The sequence below is a fragment of the Pseudomonas sp. AC355 genome (assembly GCF_979258205.1).
Map to the genome: position 1 here is coordinate 20,035 of NZ_OZ409843.1, position 17,710 is coordinate 37,744.

Here is a 17,710-nt window from a genome sequence, read left to right on the forward strand (position 1 = left end):
TGATCCCCACATGCTTGCGCTCAGCCAGCCCGCCTATGTCCTGCACAGCCGTGCGTACCGTGAAAGCAGTGCGTTGGTCGACTTCCTCACGCCCCAGGGGCGTTTGCGTGCCGTGTTGCGCGGCGCGCGGGGCAAGGCTGGCAGTCTGGCCAGGCCATTCATTCCTCTCGAGCTGGAAACCCGCGGCCGTGGTGAGCTGAAGAACGTCGGCCGTCTCGAGGCCGCCGGCATCCCCAATCTGCTTTCCGGCGATGCGCTGTTCAGCGGCCTGTACCTGAACGAGCTGCTGATCCGCGTGCTGCCGGCCGAAGACCCCCATCCGATCATTTTCGAACAGTACGCCATGACCGTCCTGGCGCTGGCCCAGGGGCGTGCGCTGGAGCCGCTGTTGCGTGCCTTCGAATGGCGCCTGCTGGACGAACTCGGCTATGGTTTCGCCCTCGACAGCGATATACAGGGCGATCCCGTGGTCGCTACCGGGCTGTATCGACTGCAGTCCGACAGTGGCCTGCTGCCAATCGGCCATTGGCAGCCTGGCGCCTTTCTCGGCGGCGAGCTGCTGGCCATGGCCGAGGCGGACTGGACCGGCGCCAGGCGCCCTTGCTGCTGCCAAACGCCTGATGCGCCAGGCGCTGGCCCCTCATCTGGGCGGTCGACCGCTGGTCAGCCGCGAATTGTTCATGACGCTCAAGGAGCCGACCCGTGACTGAAGCCAATCGTGTTTTGCTGGGCGTGAATATCGACCACGTCGCTACGCTGCGCCAGGCGCGCGGCACGCGCTATCCCGACCCGGTCAAGGCGGCGCTGGACGCCGAGGAGGCCGGTGCCGATGGCATCACCGTGCACCTGCGCGAAGATCGTCGGCACATTCAGGAGCGTGATGTGCGCCTACTCAAGGACGTGCTGCAGACGCGTATGAACTTCGAGATGGGCGTGACCGACTTCATGCTCGATTTCGCCGAAGAAATCCGACCCGAGCACGTCTGCCTGGTACCGGAAACCCGCCAGGAACTGACGACCGAAGGCGGTCTGGACGTAGCCGGTCAGGAGGCGCGAATCGCCGCAGCGGTGCAGCGTCTGGCTGCCGCTGGTAGCGAAGTATCGCTGTTCATCGATGCCGATCCGCGGCAGATCGAGGCGAGCAAGCGTGTTGGCGCGCCGGCCATTGAACTGCACACCGGGCGCTATGCCGATGCGCATGATCCGCTGCAGGCTGCTGCCGAACTGCAGCGCATTCGTGAGGGGGTCGCGCTGGGCGTTTCGCTGGGGCTGATCGTCAATGCCGGCCATGGCCTGCATTACCACAACGTCGAGCCGGTGGCGGCGATCCCCGGCATCAACGAACTGAACATCGGCCATGCTCTGGTCAGCCATGCGCTGTTCGTTGGCTTCAAGGATGCGGTGCGGGAAATGAAACAACTGATCGAGAACGCCGCGGCACGGTAGTTGCGCTAGCGGCGTGCTCCGTAGGCAACAGCTACCTGCGCCGCCAGCGCTTCGGCCGCCGCGCCACGGTTGCTGCCGCGCAGCAGTTTGATGTGATAGTCGCCCAAGGGCGGCAGCCCATGCTCCTGTTGAGGAAGGCGGCGTAGCGGCGGTTTGACCAGGCTGGCAGGGAAGGCCGCGATGGCCAGATCGGCAAGCAGCGCCGCTTCCTGGCCAGCGCATTGCTCGCTGGAGTAAGCGATGCGATAGCTGCGCCCCAGCCTGTCCAGGCCGTCCATCGCCGCACGTCGCCAGGCGCAGCCGCGGCTGGCCACGGCCAACGGTAGAGGGATGCGCTTGACCGCCAGCCCGCCATCACGGCCTGCCCATACCAGCGATTCGCTGCAGATGATCTCGCCTCGCGAGTCGTCGGCATCGCCATTGCCGGTGTTCAGCAAGGTAAGGTCAAGCTCTCCGGCATCCAGACGCTCGATCAGCTCGCAACTGCGGCCTACCGATACGTCTACCTGAACCGCGGGGTGGCTGAGTGCGAACTGCGACAGCAGGTCGGGGAGGGCGCCTACGCCGATGTCGAATGGCGTGCCGAAACGCACGGTACCCGCCAGGTTCGGAACCAGAAAATGCGAGACCGCTTCCTCGTTGAGCTTGAGCAGGCGCCGCGCATAGCCGAGCAGAATCTCGCCATCCGAAGTGAGTCGCACGCGGCGGCTCTCGCGTAGAAACAGCGTGCGCCCGAGGGTTTCCTCCAGACGTTTGATCTGTTGGCTGACGGCAGCCGTGGTACGGAATACCTGCGCGGCGGTTCGGGTGAAGCTGCCACTCTCGGCGATGCCGACGAACGTCTTCAGCACATCGCTTTCCAGGAGTGGCAGCGCAGCGGGCAGGTCGGTGAGCAGTGTGCTGTTCATGGCTTGGTTAATATTTTCTTAATAGGTGGTTAGGTATTACTCGTTTGTCTTAACGGTAGGCGCAACTCAATCTGTCGGCAAGCGGTCACCGATAACCGGTGACCATAGGCTGTCGAGGAGAGTTGTCATGACGTCGAACGAACAGCATGCCGCCAATACCGAGCGCGCTACCCAGGCAAGGTCGTCGGGCCTTATTGCGAATGAGCTGACCCAGTGGTTGGGCGACTGGTACTTCGCCTGGTGCTGGAGGCGCAAGATGCGCCGCCTGCTGAGGCTCGAAAGCGCCGGTCAGGTGCGTCTGGGGAGTGCCCAGGAGCGAGTCAGCGCCGGGGCGCAGATGCCCCTCGCCATGATCGCCGCGCGGCAGGCCGAATGGCGCCGCAACGGCGATGTCGCAGATTGACGCTGCGTCAGGGCTTGCGCGCAACCAGCACCGCGCGGCGCGGGGCCGGCAGGCCTTCGAGGGTGCGGCGGTGATCCAACGGGTCGAGGAACTCAGGCAGCGACTGGTAGCGCATCCACTCGGTGCTGCGCTGTTCCTCGATCGAGGTGACGCTGACGTCCACGCAGCGCACGTCGACGAAGCCGGCGCGGCGCAGCCACAGTTCCAGCGCCGGTACCGAGGGTAGGAACCACACGTTGCGCATCTGCGCGTAACGGTCTTCAGGCACCAGCACCTGGTTGGCATCGCCTTCCACCACCAGCGTTTCCAGTACCAGTTCGCCGCCCTTGAGCAGGCAATCCTTGAGTTCCAGAAGGTGGTCGATGGGCGAGCGCCGGTGGTAGAGCACGCCCATGGAAAACACCGTGTCGAAGCCTTGCAGTTTTGCTGGCAGCTCTTCGATACCGATGGGCAGGTGCCAGGCCGGCATGTCCGGCAGGTAGTTTTTCATGGCCAGGAACTGGCAGAGGAACAGCCAGTTCGGGTCGATGCCGACCACGCTCTCAGCCCCATCACCGAGCATCCGCCACATGTAGTAGCCGTTGCCGCAGCCGACGTCGAGTACACGTTTGCCGGTCAGATCCAGATGCGGAGACACCCGCTGCCATTTCCAGTCGGAACGCCATTCGGTATCCACGTGAACGCCGAACAGATGAAAAGGGCCTTTGCGCCACGGGATCAGGCCACGCAAGGCGCTATCCAGGGCAGCCTGAGTGGTTTCGTCACGAGAACCATCGAGTTTGAAATCCCGGGCCAGGTCGATCTGCTCGATGTCCAGTGCCGGCAATGCCTCGACAGCCGCGTACCAGCGCTGCAGGTCACCATGCCCGATGGCCAGCTTGGCGTCGATCTGCCCTGGCAGGTCGGCGCTCCACTCCTGCAGGGGAGTGCCGGCGAGTTGCGCCTGCAGAGCGTCGAGATCCATGCGCCGCATCATGGCAGGGCCACCAGGGAAGCGAAGTTCAGGCACTGGAACCAGGGCACCACTTTGCTGAAACCGGCTGCCAGTAGTCGCTCGCGGTGCTGCTCGAGGCTGTCGGGCAGCATGACGTTTTCGATGGCGCTGCGCTTCTGGGCGATTTCCAGTTCGCTGTAACCGTTGGCACGCTTGAACGCCACATGCAGGTCGGTGAGCAGGTCGTGCTGCTGGTCATCCTCGAAACGCAGCTTTTCCGACAGGATCAGTGCGCCGCCCGGCAGCAACGCCTGGCGGATATGCGCCAGTAACGGCTGGCGCTGAGCCGGCTCGATGAATTGCAGGGTGAAGTTCAGCGCTACCAATGAGGTCGGCTGGAACTGCATGGCGAGAATATCCGCCTCGATGACCTCGACCGGCAGCAGCTCCTGGAACATCGAGTCCTGGGCGTGCAGGTATTCGCGGCAGCGTTCGACCATGGCGCTGGAGTTATCCACGGCGACCACTCTGCAGTCTTCCAACTGAACGTGACGGCGCAGCGCCTGGGTCACGGCGCCCAGCGAGCTGCCCAGGTCGTAGAGCACGCTGTGCGGCTGGGCGAACTGACCGGCCAGCACGCCGATGTTCTCGACGATGGTCGGGTAGCCGGGCACCGAGCGCTTGATCATGTCCGGGAACACACGGGCCACGTCTTCGTTGAACACGAAGTCCGGCACCTGGTCCAGTGGCTGGGCGAAAAGTTGGTCGGGCTGTCTGGTCACGGTCGGTCTGCGCGGCGCTGGAAAGCCGCGCATTTTAGCCAAGTCCGGCGATTAGCCAAACCTTGTTGGAGGTATTAGTGCAACGCGAGTGCTGAGGTTCACTGAGAAGGCGGACTTCGAAGACTTGATTGGAGCGTCTGCGGTAATTGGCGGCGACAGCGCTCAGCGCACGCGAATCTGGCAATCGAAGGTCTCGGCAGGTTCTGCGATGGCATCCCAGGGCTGTGCGTAGGTCAACAACAGTCGTGTTTCACCACTTTCTGTCGCCTGGAAGCGCCAAGTTGAATGGCCATCGCCGCCGACCAAATCGGAGTTTTCAGCGCTGCTATACACTTCCGGGCCGAGGGTTTTGAGTACCTTGGCGGCATCTTCACGGACTGCCCAGCGGTAGCCGGTCGTCGGGTTGCTTGGCAGGCTGAGGATCAACTGTTGGCCTGCCTGCAGGCTGATCGGGCATTGCGCCTGTTTCTGAACCTGCACGCTCTTGGACGGGCTGGCGCAGGCGCCCAGCAGGGCGAGACTGGCGATGAGAGGCAGACGGTAGACGTTGATCATGGTGTGCTCCATGTGCTCCAGGCGCAGAAATCGACTGCCAGCATAACGGCAGATGGTGGTCGTGTAACCCGCGCTGCGCCGACTCATGTTGTGAATATCAATCGACGATGAACAGCTTTGCACCGGTGTTCGTCGAGCTGCGGTGTGCTTCGGCCTGATCGGCGACCTGGTAGCTCATGCCCGCGGTCATCACGAAGCGGCGGCCATCTTCCAGCTCGGTATGCAGTTCGCCTTCCAGGCACAGCAGGATATGGCCCTTGCTGCACCAGTGGTCGGCCAGGTAGCCGGGTGAATAGTCGACCATGCGCACCCGCACTGTGCCGAACTGGCGAGTTCGCCACTGGGCTACGCCGGTTTCGCCCGGATGCTCGGTGGCTTCCACCTGGCTCCAGTCGGTAATGCCAAAAGGGATGTCGGCGATGTTCATAAGCGTTTCCTGATGGGTGGTGAATCATGGCGCGGCGGTGACGCCGACCGAGATGCTGTCAGTCCTGCTGGGCCTGGAGAAACAGGGCGAACAGTTCGGATTGCGACTTTATCCCCAGCTTGCCGTAGATATGCTTGCGGTGCACCTTGACCGTCTCCGACGAGATGGACAGTTTGCGGGCGATCTCCTTGCCCGAACAGCCACTGAGCATCAGCCTGGCGACATCCAGCTCCCGGGCCGTCAGGGTGTTTTCCATCCAGTGCCCGGCGCTGCCTTGGGGTTGCGGGCGAGCCGGGGCGGGCGTGGTGGTGCCGAGCAGGTGCTGGTCGAATGCCAGGCGCTGCCGCATCAGGCCGCTTACCCAGGGTTGCACCAGGCCAAGCAGCGCGAGGTTCTCGGGACTGAAACGGTGGCGTGCACCCAGCGACAGGCACAGGGTTCGGCCATCCTGCAGCGGGACGTTGAACTGCACTTCGTCGACCACCACATTGAGGCGAAAATAACGCTGGTAGTAATCGGTTTGCTCGAAGCGTTCCGGTGCCACGTCCGCCAGGTGCAGCAGACCGCCGACGGCACGTTCGCGGCTGTCGATGTAGAACGGGTCGAGCTGGTAGAGACCCTTGAGGTAATCCAGGAACAGGGTATCGGGGCCACCGTCCAGCCCGGGGCACTCGGCGAGAACCTGGGGGCGTGTGTCGCTGAAGATCAGCACCACCCAGCTGTCGAACGCTACGTACTGCTCCAGCACGCGCACCAATGCCGTCCAGAAAGCGGGACGATCCAGCCCCTCGATGAGTTTGCCAACCGACTGGTGCCAGGCGATGTGCTGCAACGAAAGTCCCACTTCCTACCCCCAATGGGTTAACCCGCCCGCGTGATTACCGGCGTCGATCCTTGCCGCCATACTCGGGGTACGGCATTGGCAGTTCACCGACCTGCCAGGCAAAGAAATACCCGGCCGATTCTGACGCTTTTTATCGGCCTGGGACAAAACAACAGGAAATCGAGATGAAGATCGAACTCGTACAAATGCGTGGCCGTGATGGCGACACCGCATACAACCTGAGCCGCGCCTTGCAGGCGATCGACGACAGCGCCGAAGGTACCGATCTGCTTGTGTTTGCGGAAACGCACCTGATGGGTTTTCCGACAGCGCTGAACATCGCCGAGCTGGCCGAGCCAGTCGACGGCCCGACGATTCAGGCCGTGCAGCAGGCGGTTCGCGAGCGCAACGTCTCGGTGGCCATCGGCATGGCGGAAAACGACGCCGGCGTGTTCTACAACACGACGCTGCTAATCACCCCGGCGGGAATCGCCATGCGCTACCGCAAGACCCATCTTTGGTCGTCCGACCGCGGCATCTTCACGCCGGGTGACCGCTATGTGACGGTGCCCTGGCAGGGTATTCGGGTCGGCATTCTGATCTGCTTCGACATCGAGTTTCCGGAAAGCGCCCGGGCGTTGGCACAGCTCGGTGCCGACCTGATCATCGTCACCAACGGCAATATGGATCCCTACGGCCCCACCCACCGCACGGCGATCATGGCGCGCGCCATGGAAAACCAGGCATTCGCGGTGATGGTCAATCGCGTGGGCAGCGGCGATGGCGATCTGGTGTTCGCGGGCGGCAGCAGTGCGGTCGATCCGTTCGGCCAGTTGCTGTGCGAGGCCGGTCGCGAAGAGTGTCGGCAGATCGTCGAACTCGACCTCGATCAACTGCAGGCGGCCTGCAGCGATTACCGCTACCTCGACGAGCGGCGCCTGATGCTGCCCGGTGAGCGCATCGACTACCCGGACGGGCGTCGCGAACTACTGATTCCACGTTAAGACGGAGGCCAACCTCCGCATTGCCGCCGGGCCCTGTGCCCGGTGGGCGCTGCTGTGTTCGCCGACTTCGGCTCTGCCATAAAAATCATAATCTCGGAGTAGCAGTAATGGCCAATCTCAAACGTACCCTGTCACTGGGTTCGGTGGTGCTGTTCGGCATCGCCTACATGACGCCGATCATTGTGCTCGGTACCTTCGGCATTCTTGCCGACGTGACCAGCGGGCAGGTGCCCGCTGCCTACCTGGCCGCCACACTGGCCATGCTGTTCACGGCGCTGAGCTACGCGAAAATGGCCGCGGCCTTTCCGGTGGCCGGCTCCGCCTACACCTACGTGCGCAAGTCGATCAACGCCAAGCTGGGCTTTCTCGCCGGTTGGGCGGTGCTGCTCGATTATCTGTTTCTGCCCATGGCCATCTGGCTCATCGGTGCAGCCTACCTGGGCTCAGCGTTTCCCGAGGTGCCGCAGGCGGTCTGGGTGCTGGGATTCATCGTGGTGACCTCGCTGATCAACGTGGTAGGCCTGCAACTGGCCAAGACGGTCAACGGCCTGTTGATGGTGGTGCAGCTTCTGGTGCTGGCGGCCTTCGTTGCCCTGTGCGTGCATTACGTGGCAGGGGATGGCAGCAAACCGCTGTGGAGCCTGAAGCCGTTCTTCGACGGCAGTTTCAGCCTGCCGCTGGTGATGGGCGGCGCTGCCATCGCCTGCTATTCGTTTCTCGGCTTCGATGCGGTCAGCACGCTGACCGAGGAAACCCGCGATCCGCAGAAGACCATTCCCAGAGCGATTCTGCTGATCACCCTGTTCGGCGGGCTGATCTTCATCATCACGTCCTACTTCGTGCAGCTCGCTCACCCCGGCGCCGTGTTCACCAGCACCGATTCCGCTGCCTATGAAATCGCCCGCAACATCGGCGGCGATCTATTCGTGTCGATATTCCTGATCGGCCTGATCGTTGGCCAGTTCACTTCAGGCCTGTCGGCCCAGGCCAGTGCCTCGCGTCTGCTGTTCGCCATGGGCCGTGACGGCGTGCTGCCCAAGCGCCTGTTCGGTACCTTGAGCAAACGCTTCGGAACGCCGCTGGGAAGCATCCTGCTGTGCGCGGTGGTGGCCCTGCTGGCGCTGAAACTGGACGTGACCACCTCGACCTCGTTCATCAACTTCGGGGCTTTCCTGGCGTTCTCGCTGGTCAACCTGTCGGTCATCTTCCACTACTGGATCGGCGGCGCCCGTCGCGGTGCCAGGGAGCTGCTGCAGTACCTGCTTTTCCCGCTGCTCGGCATGTTCGCCACGCTGTGGCTGATGGTCAGCCTGGATCACCTGGCAATCACCCTTGGCCTGTGCTGGCTGGCACTGGGCGTCGTCTACCTGGCCTGGCTGACCGCAGGCTTTCGTCGCCAGCCGCCGGAGATGCAGTTCGACGCAGCCTGAGCCGTCACTGCCGGGCGACGCTCACCCCTTCGAGGTTGGCGAAGGAGGTGTCCTTGGCGGTGAGCAGGAAATCACGCATGAAGGGCGCATCGAGCATGTCCGTGCGGATGCCTGCGTAAAGCGTGGCGAACAGCCCCTTGTCGCCCAGGCGCTTGGCGGTCACGTAGCCACGCGAGCTGTACTCGTGCAGCGCCCAGTTGGGCAGGCCGCAAACGCCGCGGCCGCTGGCCACCAGTTGCATCATCATCACCGTCAGTTCCGAGGTGCGCACCTGGGCCGGCTCGATATCGGCGGGCTCGAGAAAGCGGGTGAAGATATCCAGTCGATCCCGTTCCACCGGGTAGGTGATCAGGGTTTCCTTGAGCAGGTCTTCGGGGCGGATGAAGGGCCGGTTGGCCAGCGCGTGCTGGTTGGCCACCGCCAGCATCGCTTCATAGGTGAACAGTGGCACGTAAGTGATACCGGACAGCTCCAGCGGGTCGGACGTCACCACCAGGTCGAGGTCGCCGCGGGCCAGGGCGGGCAGTGGCGCAAAGGAGAACCCTGAAGCCAGATCCAGCTCCACTTCCGGCCATGCATCGCGAAACTGATCGATGGTCGGCATCAGCCACTGGAAGCAGCTGTGGCATTCGATCGCCATGTGCAGACGACCTGCGGTACCACCGGCAAGCCGTGACAGATCCCGCTCTGCACTGCGCAGCAGGGGCAGCACGTTATCGCACAGCTGTAGCAGGCGCAGGCCGGCGCTGGTAAACCGCACCGGTTTGGTCTTGCGCACGAAAAGCTGCATGCCCAGGCGCTCTTCCAGCTCCTTGAACTGGTGCGACAGCGCTGACTGGGTCAGGTGCAGGCGTTCGGCGGCCTCGACCAGGCTATCGGTTTCACGCAGCGCGTGGAGGGTTTTCAAATGGCGGATTTCGAGCATGGCAGGCCTGCGATATATTCAACTTGGCGCTCGGGAAGGTGAGCAGTTTTCATTTAGGCAGTGTCTCTTAGGGCTGGGTCGCTGTCGAGCCATCTATCGATCATCCCGCCTGGCAGATTTCATCAAACTGTCACCATTGTGTGGCAGCGCGCTTTTGCCAATCACTGCGACACTTCTCGGCTATCCGGTTTTTCGCCTATGGAATGAATGATGCGCGTCGTGGTTTTTCTGGCTGCCTTGCTGTGCAGCCTGTCGTCCTTGGCGACTGAAATATGCAAGGTCGATTCGGACGTCGAGCGCGTATCGTTGGGCGATGTGAGCCTGGCTTACCAGAGCATCGGGCGCAGCAGCGACCCGGCGCTGCTGTTGGTCATGGGCTTGGGTGGGCAACTTATCCACTGGCCGGATGACGTGGTCGAGCAGTTGTGCGAACAAGGCTTTCGGGTCATTCGCTTCGACAATCGCGATGTGGGCCTTAGCCGCTGGAACGCCGAGGCGCCTTCCGCCAATCTTGCCTACGAAGTGCTGCGCTATCGCCTCGGGCTCTCCATCGGCGCGCCTTACGGGCTGCGTGATATGGCTGGCGATGCGCTGGGCCTGATGGATGCGCTGGGCATCCGCGAGTTTCATCTGCTCGGCGCCAGCATGGGCGGGATGATTGCTCAGCATGTGGCCGATATGGCACCGCAGCGGGTACGCAGCCTGACGCTAGTGATGACCAGCTCTGGCGCCCAGGGACTACCGGCGCCAAGTCCGGCACTGCTGAGGCTGTTGTCGCGACGTGACGCGCCCAGCCGCGAGGCGGCGTTGGAACAGCAGGCGGATCTGCTGGCCGCGCTAGGCAGCCCGGCGGTCGTGGATGATCGTGCGATGTTGTTGCACCAAGCCGAAGTCGCCTACGACCGCGCCTTCAACCCCGCAGGCGTTGAGCGACAGTTGCTGGCGATTCTCGCAGAAAGCAGCCGAGTCGATCTGCTCAACCGTCTGCAGGTGCCGACTCTGGTGGTGCATGGCACCGCCGATCCACTGCTGCCGGTTATGCACGGTGTGCACGTGGCGGCGCATGTGCGCGGTAGCGAGCTGCGGCTGATCCCCGGGCTCGCTCACCGCTTTCAGGAACGGTTCAAGGTGCCGTTGCTGGCGGCCGTACTGCCGCATCTGCGAGCTCACCGGCAGGATGTACAACTGGTGCAGATGTAGCCACCGGCGTGTGCACTGCAGGGGTGATGTAGCGCTCTAGCTTGCTGCGCTGTGTCGCGGACAGGAACAGGCCAAGCTTGCTGCGGCGCCAGAGGATGTCATCCACTTCCGTGGCCCATTCGTGCTGGCGCAGGTAATCCACCTCGCGGGCATACAGGCCGTGGCCGAAGTCTTCGCCCAACTGCTCCAGGCTATCGACGTTGTCGAGCAACTGCCAGGTGCGGCTGCCATAGCTGGCGGCCCAGCGGCGCGCCAACGCCGTATCCAGCCAGCCATGGCGTGCGCAGAGTGCGTCGACCAGGCTTTGCCGGCTCTGCATCTGCTCACCACCGGGCAGCGGCGCCTCGGCTGTCCAGCGTGCGCCCAGCTTGGGGAAGAAGGGGGCCAATTGCGCCATCGCCGACTCTGCCAGCTTGCGATAGGTCGTCAGCTTGCCGCCGAATACCGAGAGCAGCGGAGGCTCGTTATCCTCGGCTGACAACGACAGGGTGTAGTCGCGGGTGATGGCCGAAGGCTCGTCCGACTCGTCATCGCAGAGCGGCCTTACGCCAGCGTAGCTGTGCAGGATGTCTGCACGGCTGACCGACTTGCGGAAGTGCGCGTTGACCACCTGCAGCAGGTAATCGGTTTCCTCGTCGCTGATGCTGACCGTGGCAGGATCGCCGGTGTATTCGCGGTCGGTGGTGCCAATCAGGGTAAAGCGGTCGAGGTAGGGAATGGCGAAGACGATACGACGATCTTCGTTCTGCAGGATGTAGGCCTGCTCACCATCAAACAGCTTCGGCACGATGATGTGGCTGCCCTGGATCAGGCGAATGCCGTAGGGCGACTGCTGCTTCAGGTCATCACGGATGAAGCGCGCCACCCAAGGGCCGGCCGCGTTGACCAGCGCCTTGGCGCGAATCGAGAACAGGCTGCCATCGGCACGTTCCAGGTGGATGTGCCACAACCCCTTGCTGCGTCGTGCGCTGACGCAGCGTGTGTGCGTGTGTACATGGGCGCCGTGTTCGCGTGCGGCCATGGCATTGAGCACCACCAGGCGCGCGTCATCGACCCAGCAATCCGAATATTCGAAACCCTTGGTGATTTCCGCTTTGAGCGGGCTGCCTGCGCCGAAACGCAAGCCACGCGAGCGCGGCAGGGCTTTGCGCTTGCCGAGGTTGTCGTACAGAAACAGCCCGGCACGGATCAGCCAAGCAGGGCGCAGGTGCGGGCGGTGGGGCAGAATGAAGCGCATTGGGCTGACAATGTGTGGCGCCTTGGCCAACAGCACTTCGCGTTCGGCCAGCGCCTCGCGCACCAGGCGGAATTCGTGGTGCTCGAGGTAACGCAGCCCGCCGTGAATCAGCTTGCTGCTCGCCGACGAGGTATGCCGGGCGAGGTCGTCTTTCTCGCAAAGGAACACGGACAGGCCACGACCGGCTGCATCACAGGCGATGCCAGTACCGTTGATGCCACCGCCGACAACGGCGATATCGTAGATCTCGGACAGCGGGCTGGTGGACAAGCTGGATGTGGGCATCGTCAGGCCTCATGTTGCTTTGATATTTGAATTCGAACATTTATGTTCATTTTCGAAAATACTAACCCATGAAGAGTCACGTATCCAGCAGGATTCGATTGAAAAAACTCATAGCCATAGGTTGGAATGAAAATACGTGAACATTTCTACAGATAACTGTAGCGGCCGAAGGTTCGGGCTGCGTTCGAATGAACGTCTTGAAAGGCGAGGTGTGTTGCCCGGCCGACAGTCATCAGCTGTCTGTCGTTCGGGCAAGGTTGGGAGAGGCGTGTGGGGTCAGACCACTTCGAGGCGGATCTTGTGTTGGTCGAGCAGCTGAGCGAGTGCCGGCACCGGCTGCTGGTCGGTCACCAGGCAGTCGACCAGGCTGATGGGGCCGAGGCGGATCATGGCGTTGCGCCCGAATTTGCTCGAGTCTGCAGCCAGAATCACCTTGCGGGCATTGGCGATGATCGCCTGGGAGACCCGTACTTCCTGATAGTCGAAGTCCAGCAGGCTGCCGTCTTCGTCGATGCCACTGATGCCCACCAGGGCGAAGTCGACCTTGAACTGGTTGATGAAGTCGACGCTCGCCTGACCCACCAGGCCACCGTCGCGGCGCACGTTGCCGCCGGTGAGCAGCACGTCGAAATCATCCTTGGCACTGAGCATCGAGGCCACGTTGAGGTTGTTGGTGATGATCTTCAGGTGGTTGTGATTGAGCAGGGCGCGGGCGATGGATTCGGTGGTGGTGCCGATGTTGATGAACAGCGAGGCGTGATCGGGGATCTGCGCAGCGACGGCTTCGCCGATGCGTTGTTTCTCATGGCGCATCTGGTCGGCGCGCATGGCGTAAGCAGTATTCTCGACGCTGGAGTCATAGGCGGCGCCGCCATGGTAGCGGCGCAGCAGATTGGCGTCCGCCAGTTGATTGATGTCGCGGCGGATGGTTTGCGGGGTGACGACGAACAGAGTGGCCAGCTCCTCGATACTGACATAGCCGCGTTCGCGGATCAGATCGAGGATTTGCTGCTGACGGGGAGGCAGATTCATGGGGGATCCTTGGGGCTGCCGCACGGAATTTGCTCATGATGCCGCACGAATCTGCTCACTGCCAGTTACAGCCGGGTGTAAACCCGGCTGCTGCCTTACTGGGCCTCTTCGTGGGGCTCCCAGTCGCGGGTGCGGCTGACCGCTTTCTTCCAGCCCGCATAGAGTTTTTCTTTTTCCGGTTCTGCCAGCTGTGGCTCGAACTCACGCTCGATCACTGCCTTGCCGCGCAGTTCGTCCAGGCTGCTCCAGAAGCCACATGCCAGGCCCGCCAGGTAGGCTGCGCCGAGGGCTGTGGTTTCGCGCATTTCCGGGCGCTCCACGTGAGTGCCGAGAATATCGGCCTGGAACTGCATGAGGAAGTTGTTGGCCACTGCGCCGCCGTCTACCCGCAGGGATTTCAGGCGCTCGCCGGAGTCCTGCTGCATGGCGTCGAGTACATCGCGTGTCTGATAGGCGATGGACTCCAGCGCCGCGCGGATGATGTGGTCGACTCGCACGCCACGGGTCAGGCCGAACAGCGCGCCGCGTGCATAGGGATCCCAGTAGGGTGCGCCCAGGCCGGTGAACGCCGGCACCAGGTACACGCCATTGCTGTCCTTGACCTTGTTGGCGAAGTATTCGGTGTCGTAGGCGTCATTGACGACCTTCAGCTCGTCGCGCAGCCACTGGATGGTGGAGCCGCCATTGAAGATCGCGCCTTCGAGGGCATACGTCACTTCACCGCGCGGGCCGCAGGCAATGGTGGTGAGCATGCCGTGCTGGGATTTCACCGCCTTGTCGCCAGTGTTCATCAGCAGGAAGCAGCCCGTGCCGTAGGTGTTCTTGGCTTGGCCAGGTTCGACGCACATCTGGCCGAACAGTGCGGCCTGTTGATCGCCGGCGATACCGGCGATGGCGATGCCGCTCTTGGTGTGGCCGTAAATTTCCGAGGAGGACTTCACTTCCGGGAGCATTTCCCGTGGGATATCCAGCACCTCGAGCATCTTCGCATCCCACTCCAGGGTGTGGATGTTGAAGAGCATGGTACGGGCGGCGTTGGTGTAGTCGGTGATGTGCACCTTGCCGCCGGTGAATTTCCAGATCAGCCAGCTATCGATGGTGCCGAACAGCAGTTCGCCTTTACGGGCGCGTTCGCGGCTGCCTTCTACATGGTCGAGAATCCACTTCAGCTTGGTGCCGGAGAAGTAGGGGTCAGTAACCAGGCCGGTGGTTTGCTGAATGTACTCTTCCAGGCCATCACGCTTGAGCTGCTGGCAGATCTCGGTGCTGCGGCGGCACTGCCAGACCACTGCGTTGTGGATCGGCCGGCCGGTATTCTTGTCCCAGACGACGGTTGTTTCACGCTGGTTGGTAATACCAATTGCCGCTACCTGATCGTGATGAAGACCGGCCTGCGCCAGCGCCTCGACCATCACCGCGCTCTGCGTGGCGAAAATTTCCATGGGGTCATGCTCGACCCAGCCGCTCTGCGGGTAGTGCTGGGTGAACTCGCGCTGGGCGATGCACACCACGTTGGCGTCGCGATCAAAAATGATTGCGCGGGAGCTGGTCGTACCCTGATCGAGGGCAATGATGTAGTTCTTGTTGGTGTCAGTCATGTCGATTGCCTTGGACGGATGAACGGATAGTGAAATGCCGCATGATCGGTTCGAGCGCAATCACGCGGCGTTTAATTCAGGAAGCTTTGACGTCGCGGTTTGCCGACTGTTCTATTTCCGGCTCGATCACACTGGGCAGATGCCGGGCGATCATGCCGCGATAAACCGCTGCGCCGATGCACGCGCCAAGAATTGGGGCGAAGATCGGCACCAGGAAATAAGGAATGTCGCGGCCGCCGGTAAGCGCGATCTCCCCCCAGCCCGTGAAGAAGGTCATCAGCTTGGGGCCGAAGTCGCGAGCGGGGTTCATCGCGAACCCGGTCAGCGGGCCCATGGCACTGCCGATCACGGCGATCAGCAGGCCTATCAGCAGGGGCGCCATCGGGCCGCGAGGCAGGCCGTTGTTGTCATCGGTCAGGGACATGATCACGCCCATCAGGATGGCGGTGATCACCACTTCGACCATGAACGCCTGGCCGGTGGACAGCACGGGATTGGGGAAGGTGGAGAACACCGAGGCCAGTTCCAGGCTGGCCTGGGAGCCACGAACCATCTGGTTGGCCTGTTCGAATTCGAGGAACAGGCTGCTGTATAGGGTGTAGACCAGCAGGGCGCCGCAGAAGGCGCCAGCGATCTGGGCAAGGATGTAGAACGGCAGCTTGCCTTTCTCGAAGCCGGCGAACAGCCACAAGGCGATGCTAACGGCGGGATTGAGGTGAGCGCCGGATACACCTGCGGTCAGGTAGATCGCCATGCTGACGCCAACCCCCCAGATGATGCTGATCTCCCAGAGGCCGAAGCTCGCTCCAGCGACCTTGAGGGCGGCGACACAGCCGGTGCCGAAGAAAATCAGTAGTGCGGTGCCCAAGAACTCGGCCATGCACTGGCCTGATAATGAGGGTTGTCGTAGAGCAGCTGTCATGAGGAACCTCGATTTCTTGTTGTTGTATGGCGCCGATACAGAGCAGGTTGGCGAAGCCTCCAGGGAGTCGCCGTTTGCAAGGTGCCATGACTGATGTGGGTGGCGGTGTTGCTATCGCAAAATGTTCGTAATCGAAAAAAATATAGATGCAGGACACGCACTGTCAAAAAGTGAACGTAAAAAGCGGCTTATGTTTTCGATACCAAACGTGTACATAGTTAAATAGGTCAGCGGCACACGCGATAGGTTCCCTCACCTGGCAAGATTCGATACCTGCTTTTCAAGGCTGAGGCAGAGCCTTTTGCTGATCGGCGGCGCTAGAATCACTGTAACCCGCGTTGCTCTTACCTCTTGTCTGGAGCTGTCATGACCCCCGCACTGGATCTGCTGAAAAAGGTTCGCGCCGAACATCGAGTCCACAGTTACGAACACGATCCAAAGGCCGCATCCTACGGCCTTGAGGCAGCGGAGAAGCTCGGTCTCGATCCCGCGCAGGTGTTCAAGACGCTATTGGCCAGCAGTGAAAAGGGCGAGTTGCTGGTAGCCGTGGTACCGGTCGTCGGCACCCTGGATCTGAAAGCGCTGGCCCAGGCCGCTGAGGTGAAGAAGGTCGACATGGCGGCAATCGATGCCGCGCAACGGGCAACCGGGTATCTGGTCGGCGGCATCAGCCCGCTGGGGCAGAAGAAGCGTCTGCGAACCTTCATCGACAGCAGTGCGCTGAACTTCCCAAGCATCCATGTGAGTGCCGGGCGCCGTGGCCTCGAAGTTGAACTGAGTGCCGAGGTGCTGGCGCAGCATACCCAGGCGAAGTTTGCCGCGATCGGTCGGTAGCCTGGCGAAGCGCGCCCCATGCGTGGGCGAGCATTGCGCGTCCCTGTATGATCGGAGCCAGTTTGCATGAAGCCGCTGATGTAACAGGCTGCATGCATTACACGGGGGCGCAGCGACGGTAGGTCGCGCCGCGCAAACAAGAGCAGGAGGCTTGGCGGGTGATAAAAGGAATTCGGGGAGTTGCAGGTAGCCTGTTGATGGCTGCAATGCTGGGCAGTGCTTGCGTCAGGGCTGAAACCCTGGTCATGGAGGCGGACGTATGGTGTCCGGTCAACTGTGCTGAAGGTGCCGAGCGTCCTGGCATCTTCGTCGAGCTGGCCAGGGAAATCTTCGCCGAGGCGGGTATCGACGTGGAGTACCGCGTTACCAACTGGGCGCGTGCGATGCAGGATGTGCGCAACGGCCGAGTCAATGCGCTGGTGGGCGCTGGTCGTCGTGATGCGCCGGACTTCGTGTTTGGTGATGCAGCTCCCGGTATTTCCCGTAACTGCTTCTATGCGCGTGCCGACAGCACCTGGCGCTATACCGGCCTGGCGTCCCTCGAGCAGATCCGCCTGGGGGTGATCAATGGCTACAGCTATGGTGAGGCATTGGACGACTACATCCGCCGCAACCAGAACAATCTGGATCGCCTGCAGCAAGCCGCTGGCGAGCAGGCGCTGGCGCTGAACATCCGCAAGGTCGAACTGGGCCGTGTCGATGCCACGTTGGAGAACACCTGGGTGATGTCCATGTACCTCGCTCAGCACAAAAATGCCGATGAGCTGATCGAGGTCGGTTGCCGGATGCCGGACGTGCCCATCTATATCGCCTTTTCGCCGGTACTGTCTTCCAGCCCTCGCTACCGCGATATCTTCGACGACGGCGTACGTCGCTACCGTCAAGATGGCCGCCTGGAAGCCCTGCTCAAGCGTTACGGGATTCGCCCGGAGCGCTGACATTCTCACTGTTGCGGCGCTTTGGCG

Annotated in this window: 18 protein-coding genes and 1 pseudogene; 8 read left to right on the top strand and 11 right to left on the bottom strand. The window is 62.1% G+C overall.

Going from position 1 to position 17,710, the window contains the following annotated elements; all coding sequences use genetic code 11:
* The first annotated feature begins 10 nt into the window (after positions 1–10).
* Together recO and pdxJ are read left to right on the top strand one after the other, a co-directional pair.
* Positions 11–710, top strand: a pseudogene (gene recO / locus ACZ0AI_RS00105) (DNA repair protein RecO).
* A complete protein-coding gene (pdxJ, locus tag ACZ0AI_RS00110; protein ID WP_463564022.1) occupies positions 703–1,446 on the top strand; it encodes a pyridoxine 5'-phosphate synthase in 744 nt (247 codons plus the stop codon). The pseudogene recO and the gene pdxJ overlap by 8 nt, the downstream one beginning before the upstream one ends.
* A 5-nt stretch (positions 1,447–1,451) precedes the next feature.
* Here pdxJ and ACZ0AI_RS00115 read toward each other — a convergent pair whose 3' ends face one another.
* Positions 1,452–2,354, bottom strand: a complete 903-nt coding sequence (locus ACZ0AI_RS00115; RefSeq protein WP_463564023.1) for a LysR substrate-binding domain-containing protein — start codon at positions 2,352–2,354, stop codon at positions 1,452–1,454.
* 127 nt (positions 2,355–2,481) lie between these two features.
* Here ACZ0AI_RS00115 and ACZ0AI_RS00120 point away from each other — a divergent pair, with 127 nt between their 5' ends.
* Positions 2,482–2,757 carry a hypothetical protein gene (locus ACZ0AI_RS00120; protein WP_463564024.1) on the top strand — a complete coding sequence of 92 codons (276 nt, stop codon included), beginning with the start codon at positions 2,482–2,484 and terminating at the stop codon, positions 2,755–2,757.
* A 7-nt stretch (positions 2,758–2,764) separates the two neighbouring features.
* Here ACZ0AI_RS00120 and cmoB read toward each other — a convergent pair whose 3' ends face one another.
* From cmoB to ACZ0AI_RS00145, 5 genes are all read right to left on the bottom strand, one after another.
* Positions 2,765–3,733, bottom strand: coding sequence for a tRNA 5-methoxyuridine(34)/uridine 5-oxyacetic acid(34) synthase CmoB (gene cmoB, locus ACZ0AI_RS00125; RefSeq protein ID WP_463564025.1), 969 nt, complete (start codon positions 3,731–3,733; stop codon positions 2,765–2,767).
* Positions 3,730–4,506: a carboxy-S-adenosyl-L-methionine synthase CmoA gene (gene cmoA, locus ACZ0AI_RS00130; protein ID WP_463564026.1), complete on the bottom strand. Its 777-nt coding sequence runs from the start codon at positions 4,504–4,506 to the stop codon at positions 3,730–3,732. The genes cmoB and cmoA overlap by 4 nt, the downstream gene beginning before the upstream one ends.
* 129 nt (positions 4,507–4,635) lie before the next feature.
* Positions 4,636–5,028 carry a protease inhibitor I42 family protein gene (locus ACZ0AI_RS00135; protein WP_463566023.1) on the bottom strand — a complete coding sequence of 131 codons (393 nt, stop codon included), beginning with the start codon at positions 5,026–5,028 and terminating at the stop codon, positions 4,636–4,638.
* Positions 5,029–5,125: 97 nt separating this feature from the next.
* Complete coding sequence (locus tag ACZ0AI_RS00140) at positions 5,126–5,455, bottom strand: DHCW motif cupin fold protein (RefSeq protein WP_463564027.1); 330 nt, start codon at positions 5,453–5,455, stop codon at positions 5,126–5,128.
* Between the two features lie 58 nt (positions 5,456–5,513).
* The gene (locus tag ACZ0AI_RS00145) at positions 5,514–6,299 is read right to left on the bottom strand and encodes a helix-turn-helix transcriptional regulator (protein ID WP_463564028.1); all 786 of its coding nucleotides are present in this window, start codon (positions 6,297–6,299) and stop codon (positions 5,514–5,516) included.
* Between the two features lie 164 nt (positions 6,300–6,463).
* On the opposite strand from ACZ0AI_RS00145, the gene ACZ0AI_RS00150 reads away from it, so the two are divergent.
* A complete protein-coding gene (locus ACZ0AI_RS00150; protein ID WP_463564029.1) occupies positions 6,464–7,282 on the top strand; it encodes a carbon-nitrogen hydrolase family protein in 819 nt (272 codons plus the stop codon).
* 107 nt (positions 7,283–7,389) lie between these two features.
* Positions 7,390–8,712, top strand: a complete 1,323-nt coding sequence (locus ACZ0AI_RS00155) for an APC family permease (protein WP_463564030.1) — start codon at positions 7,390–7,392, stop codon at positions 8,710–8,712.
* A 4-nt stretch (positions 8,713–8,716) separates the two neighbouring features.
* Here ACZ0AI_RS00155 and metR read toward each other — a convergent pair whose 3' ends face one another.
* A complete protein-coding gene (gene metR, locus ACZ0AI_RS00160) occupies positions 8,717–9,637 on the bottom strand; it encodes a transcriptional regulator MetR (protein WP_463564031.1) in 921 nt (306 codons plus the stop codon).
* A 210-nt stretch (positions 9,638–9,847) separates the two neighbouring features.
* On the opposite strand from metR, the gene ACZ0AI_RS00165 reads away from it, so the two are divergent.
* Positions 9,848–10,837 (top strand): alpha/beta fold hydrolase, encoded by a 990-nt coding sequence (locus ACZ0AI_RS00165; RefSeq protein WP_463564032.1) that lies wholly within the window; start codon positions 9,848–9,850, stop codon positions 10,835–10,837.
* On the opposite strand, the gene glpD is transcribed toward ACZ0AI_RS00165, so the two are convergent.
* The 4 genes from glpD to ACZ0AI_RS00185 all read right to left on the bottom strand — a co-directional run bounded on the left by glpD (position 10,761) and on the right by ACZ0AI_RS00185 (position 15,911).
* Positions 10,761–12,359 (bottom strand): glycerol-3-phosphate dehydrogenase, encoded by a 1,599-nt coding sequence (gene glpD, locus ACZ0AI_RS00170; protein ID WP_463564033.1) that lies wholly within the window; start codon positions 12,357–12,359, stop codon positions 10,761–10,763. The genes ACZ0AI_RS00165 and glpD overlap by 77 nt on opposite strands.
* A 276-nt stretch (positions 12,360–12,635) precedes the next feature.
* The gene (locus ACZ0AI_RS00175; RefSeq protein WP_463564034.1) at positions 12,636–13,391 is read right to left on the bottom strand and encodes a DeoR/GlpR family transcriptional regulator; all 756 of its coding nucleotides are present in this window, start codon (positions 13,389–13,391) and stop codon (positions 12,636–12,638) included.
* 95 nt (positions 13,392–13,486) lie between these two features.
* Positions 13,487–14,989 (bottom strand): glycerol kinase GlpK, encoded by a 1,503-nt coding sequence (glpK, locus tag ACZ0AI_RS00180; protein WP_463564035.1) that lies wholly within the window; start codon positions 14,987–14,989, stop codon positions 13,487–13,489.
* A 76-nt stretch (positions 14,990–15,065) separates the two neighbouring features.
* Positions 15,066–15,911 (bottom strand): MIP/aquaporin family protein, encoded by an 846-nt coding sequence (locus tag ACZ0AI_RS00185; protein WP_463564036.1) that lies wholly within the window; start codon positions 15,909–15,911, stop codon positions 15,066–15,068.
* Positions 15,912–16,277: 366 nt separating this feature from the next.
* On the opposite strand from ACZ0AI_RS00185, the gene ybaK reads away from it, so the two are divergent.
* A complete protein-coding gene (gene ybaK / locus ACZ0AI_RS00190; RefSeq protein ID WP_463564037.1) occupies positions 16,278–16,745 on the top strand; it encodes a Cys-tRNA(Pro) deacylase in 468 nt (155 codons plus the stop codon).
* A 197-nt stretch (positions 16,746–16,942) separates the two neighbouring features.
* Entirely contained in the window at positions 16,943–17,683 is a 741-nt protein-coding gene (locus ACZ0AI_RS00195; protein ID WP_463564038.1) for a substrate-binding periplasmic protein, read from the top strand.
* The last annotated feature ends 27 nt before the right edge of the window (positions 17,684–17,710 follow it).

What these genes read in the sequence shown, in the direction of transcription:
- ACZ0AI_RS00115 (WP_463564023.1), bottom strand. Translation starts at nt 2,354, where the DNA reads ATGAACAGCACACTGCTCACCGACCTGCCCGCTGCGCTGCCACTCCTG.
- ACZ0AI_RS00120 (WP_463564024.1), top strand. Translation starts at nt 2,482, where the DNA reads ATGACGTCGAACGAACAGCATGCCGCCAATACCGAGCGCGCTACCCAG.
- cmoB (WP_463564025.1), bottom strand. Translation starts at nt 3,733, where the DNA reads ATGATGCGGCGCATGGATCTCGACGCTCTGCAGGCGCAACTCGCCGGC.
- cmoA (WP_463564026.1), bottom strand. Translation starts at nt 4,506, where the DNA reads ATGCGCGGCTTTCCAGCGCCGCGCAGACCGACCGTGACCAGACAGCCC.
- ACZ0AI_RS00135 (WP_463566023.1), bottom strand. Translation starts at nt 5,028, where the DNA reads ATGATCAACGTCTACCGTCTGCCTCTCATCGCCAGTCTCGCCCTGCTG.
- ACZ0AI_RS00140 (WP_463564027.1), bottom strand. Translation starts at nt 5,455, where the DNA reads ATGAACATCGCCGACATCCCTTTTGGCATTACCGACTGGAGCCAGGTG.
- ACZ0AI_RS00150 (WP_463564029.1), top strand. Translation starts at nt 6,464, where the DNA reads ATGAAGATCGAACTCGTACAAATGCGTGGCCGTGATGGCGACACCGCA.
- ACZ0AI_RS00155 (WP_463564030.1), top strand. Translation starts at nt 7,390, where the DNA reads ATGGCCAATCTCAAACGTACCCTGTCACTGGGTTCGGTGGTGCTGTTC.
- metR (WP_463564031.1), bottom strand. Translation starts at nt 9,637, where the DNA reads ATGCTCGAAATCCGCCATTTGAAAACCCTCCACGCGCTGCGTGAAACC.
- ACZ0AI_RS00165 (WP_463564032.1), top strand. Translation starts at nt 9,848, where the DNA reads ATGCGCGTCGTGGTTTTTCTGGCTGCCTTGCTGTGCAGCCTGTCGTCC.
- glpD (WP_463564033.1), bottom strand. Translation starts at nt 12,359, where the DNA reads ATGCCCACATCCAGCTTGTCCACCAGCCCGCTGTCCGAGATCTACGAT.
- ACZ0AI_RS00175 (WP_463564034.1), bottom strand. Translation starts at nt 13,391, where the DNA reads ATGAATCTGCCTCCCCGTCAGCAGCAAATCCTCGATCTGATCCGCGAA.
- glpK (WP_463564035.1), bottom strand. Translation starts at nt 14,989, where the DNA reads ATGACTGACACCAACAAGAACTACATCATTGCCCTCGATCAGGGTACG.
- ACZ0AI_RS00185 (WP_463564036.1), bottom strand. Translation starts at nt 15,911, where the DNA reads ATGACAGCTGCTCTACGACAACCCTCATTATCAGGCCAGTGCATGGCC.
- ybaK (WP_463564037.1), top strand. Translation starts at nt 16,278, where the DNA reads ATGACCCCCGCACTGGATCTGCTGAAAAAGGTTCGCGCCGAACATCGA.
- ACZ0AI_RS00195 (WP_463564038.1), top strand. Translation starts at nt 16,943, where the DNA reads ATGGCTGCAATGCTGGGCAGTGCTTGCGTCAGGGCTGAAACCCTGGTC.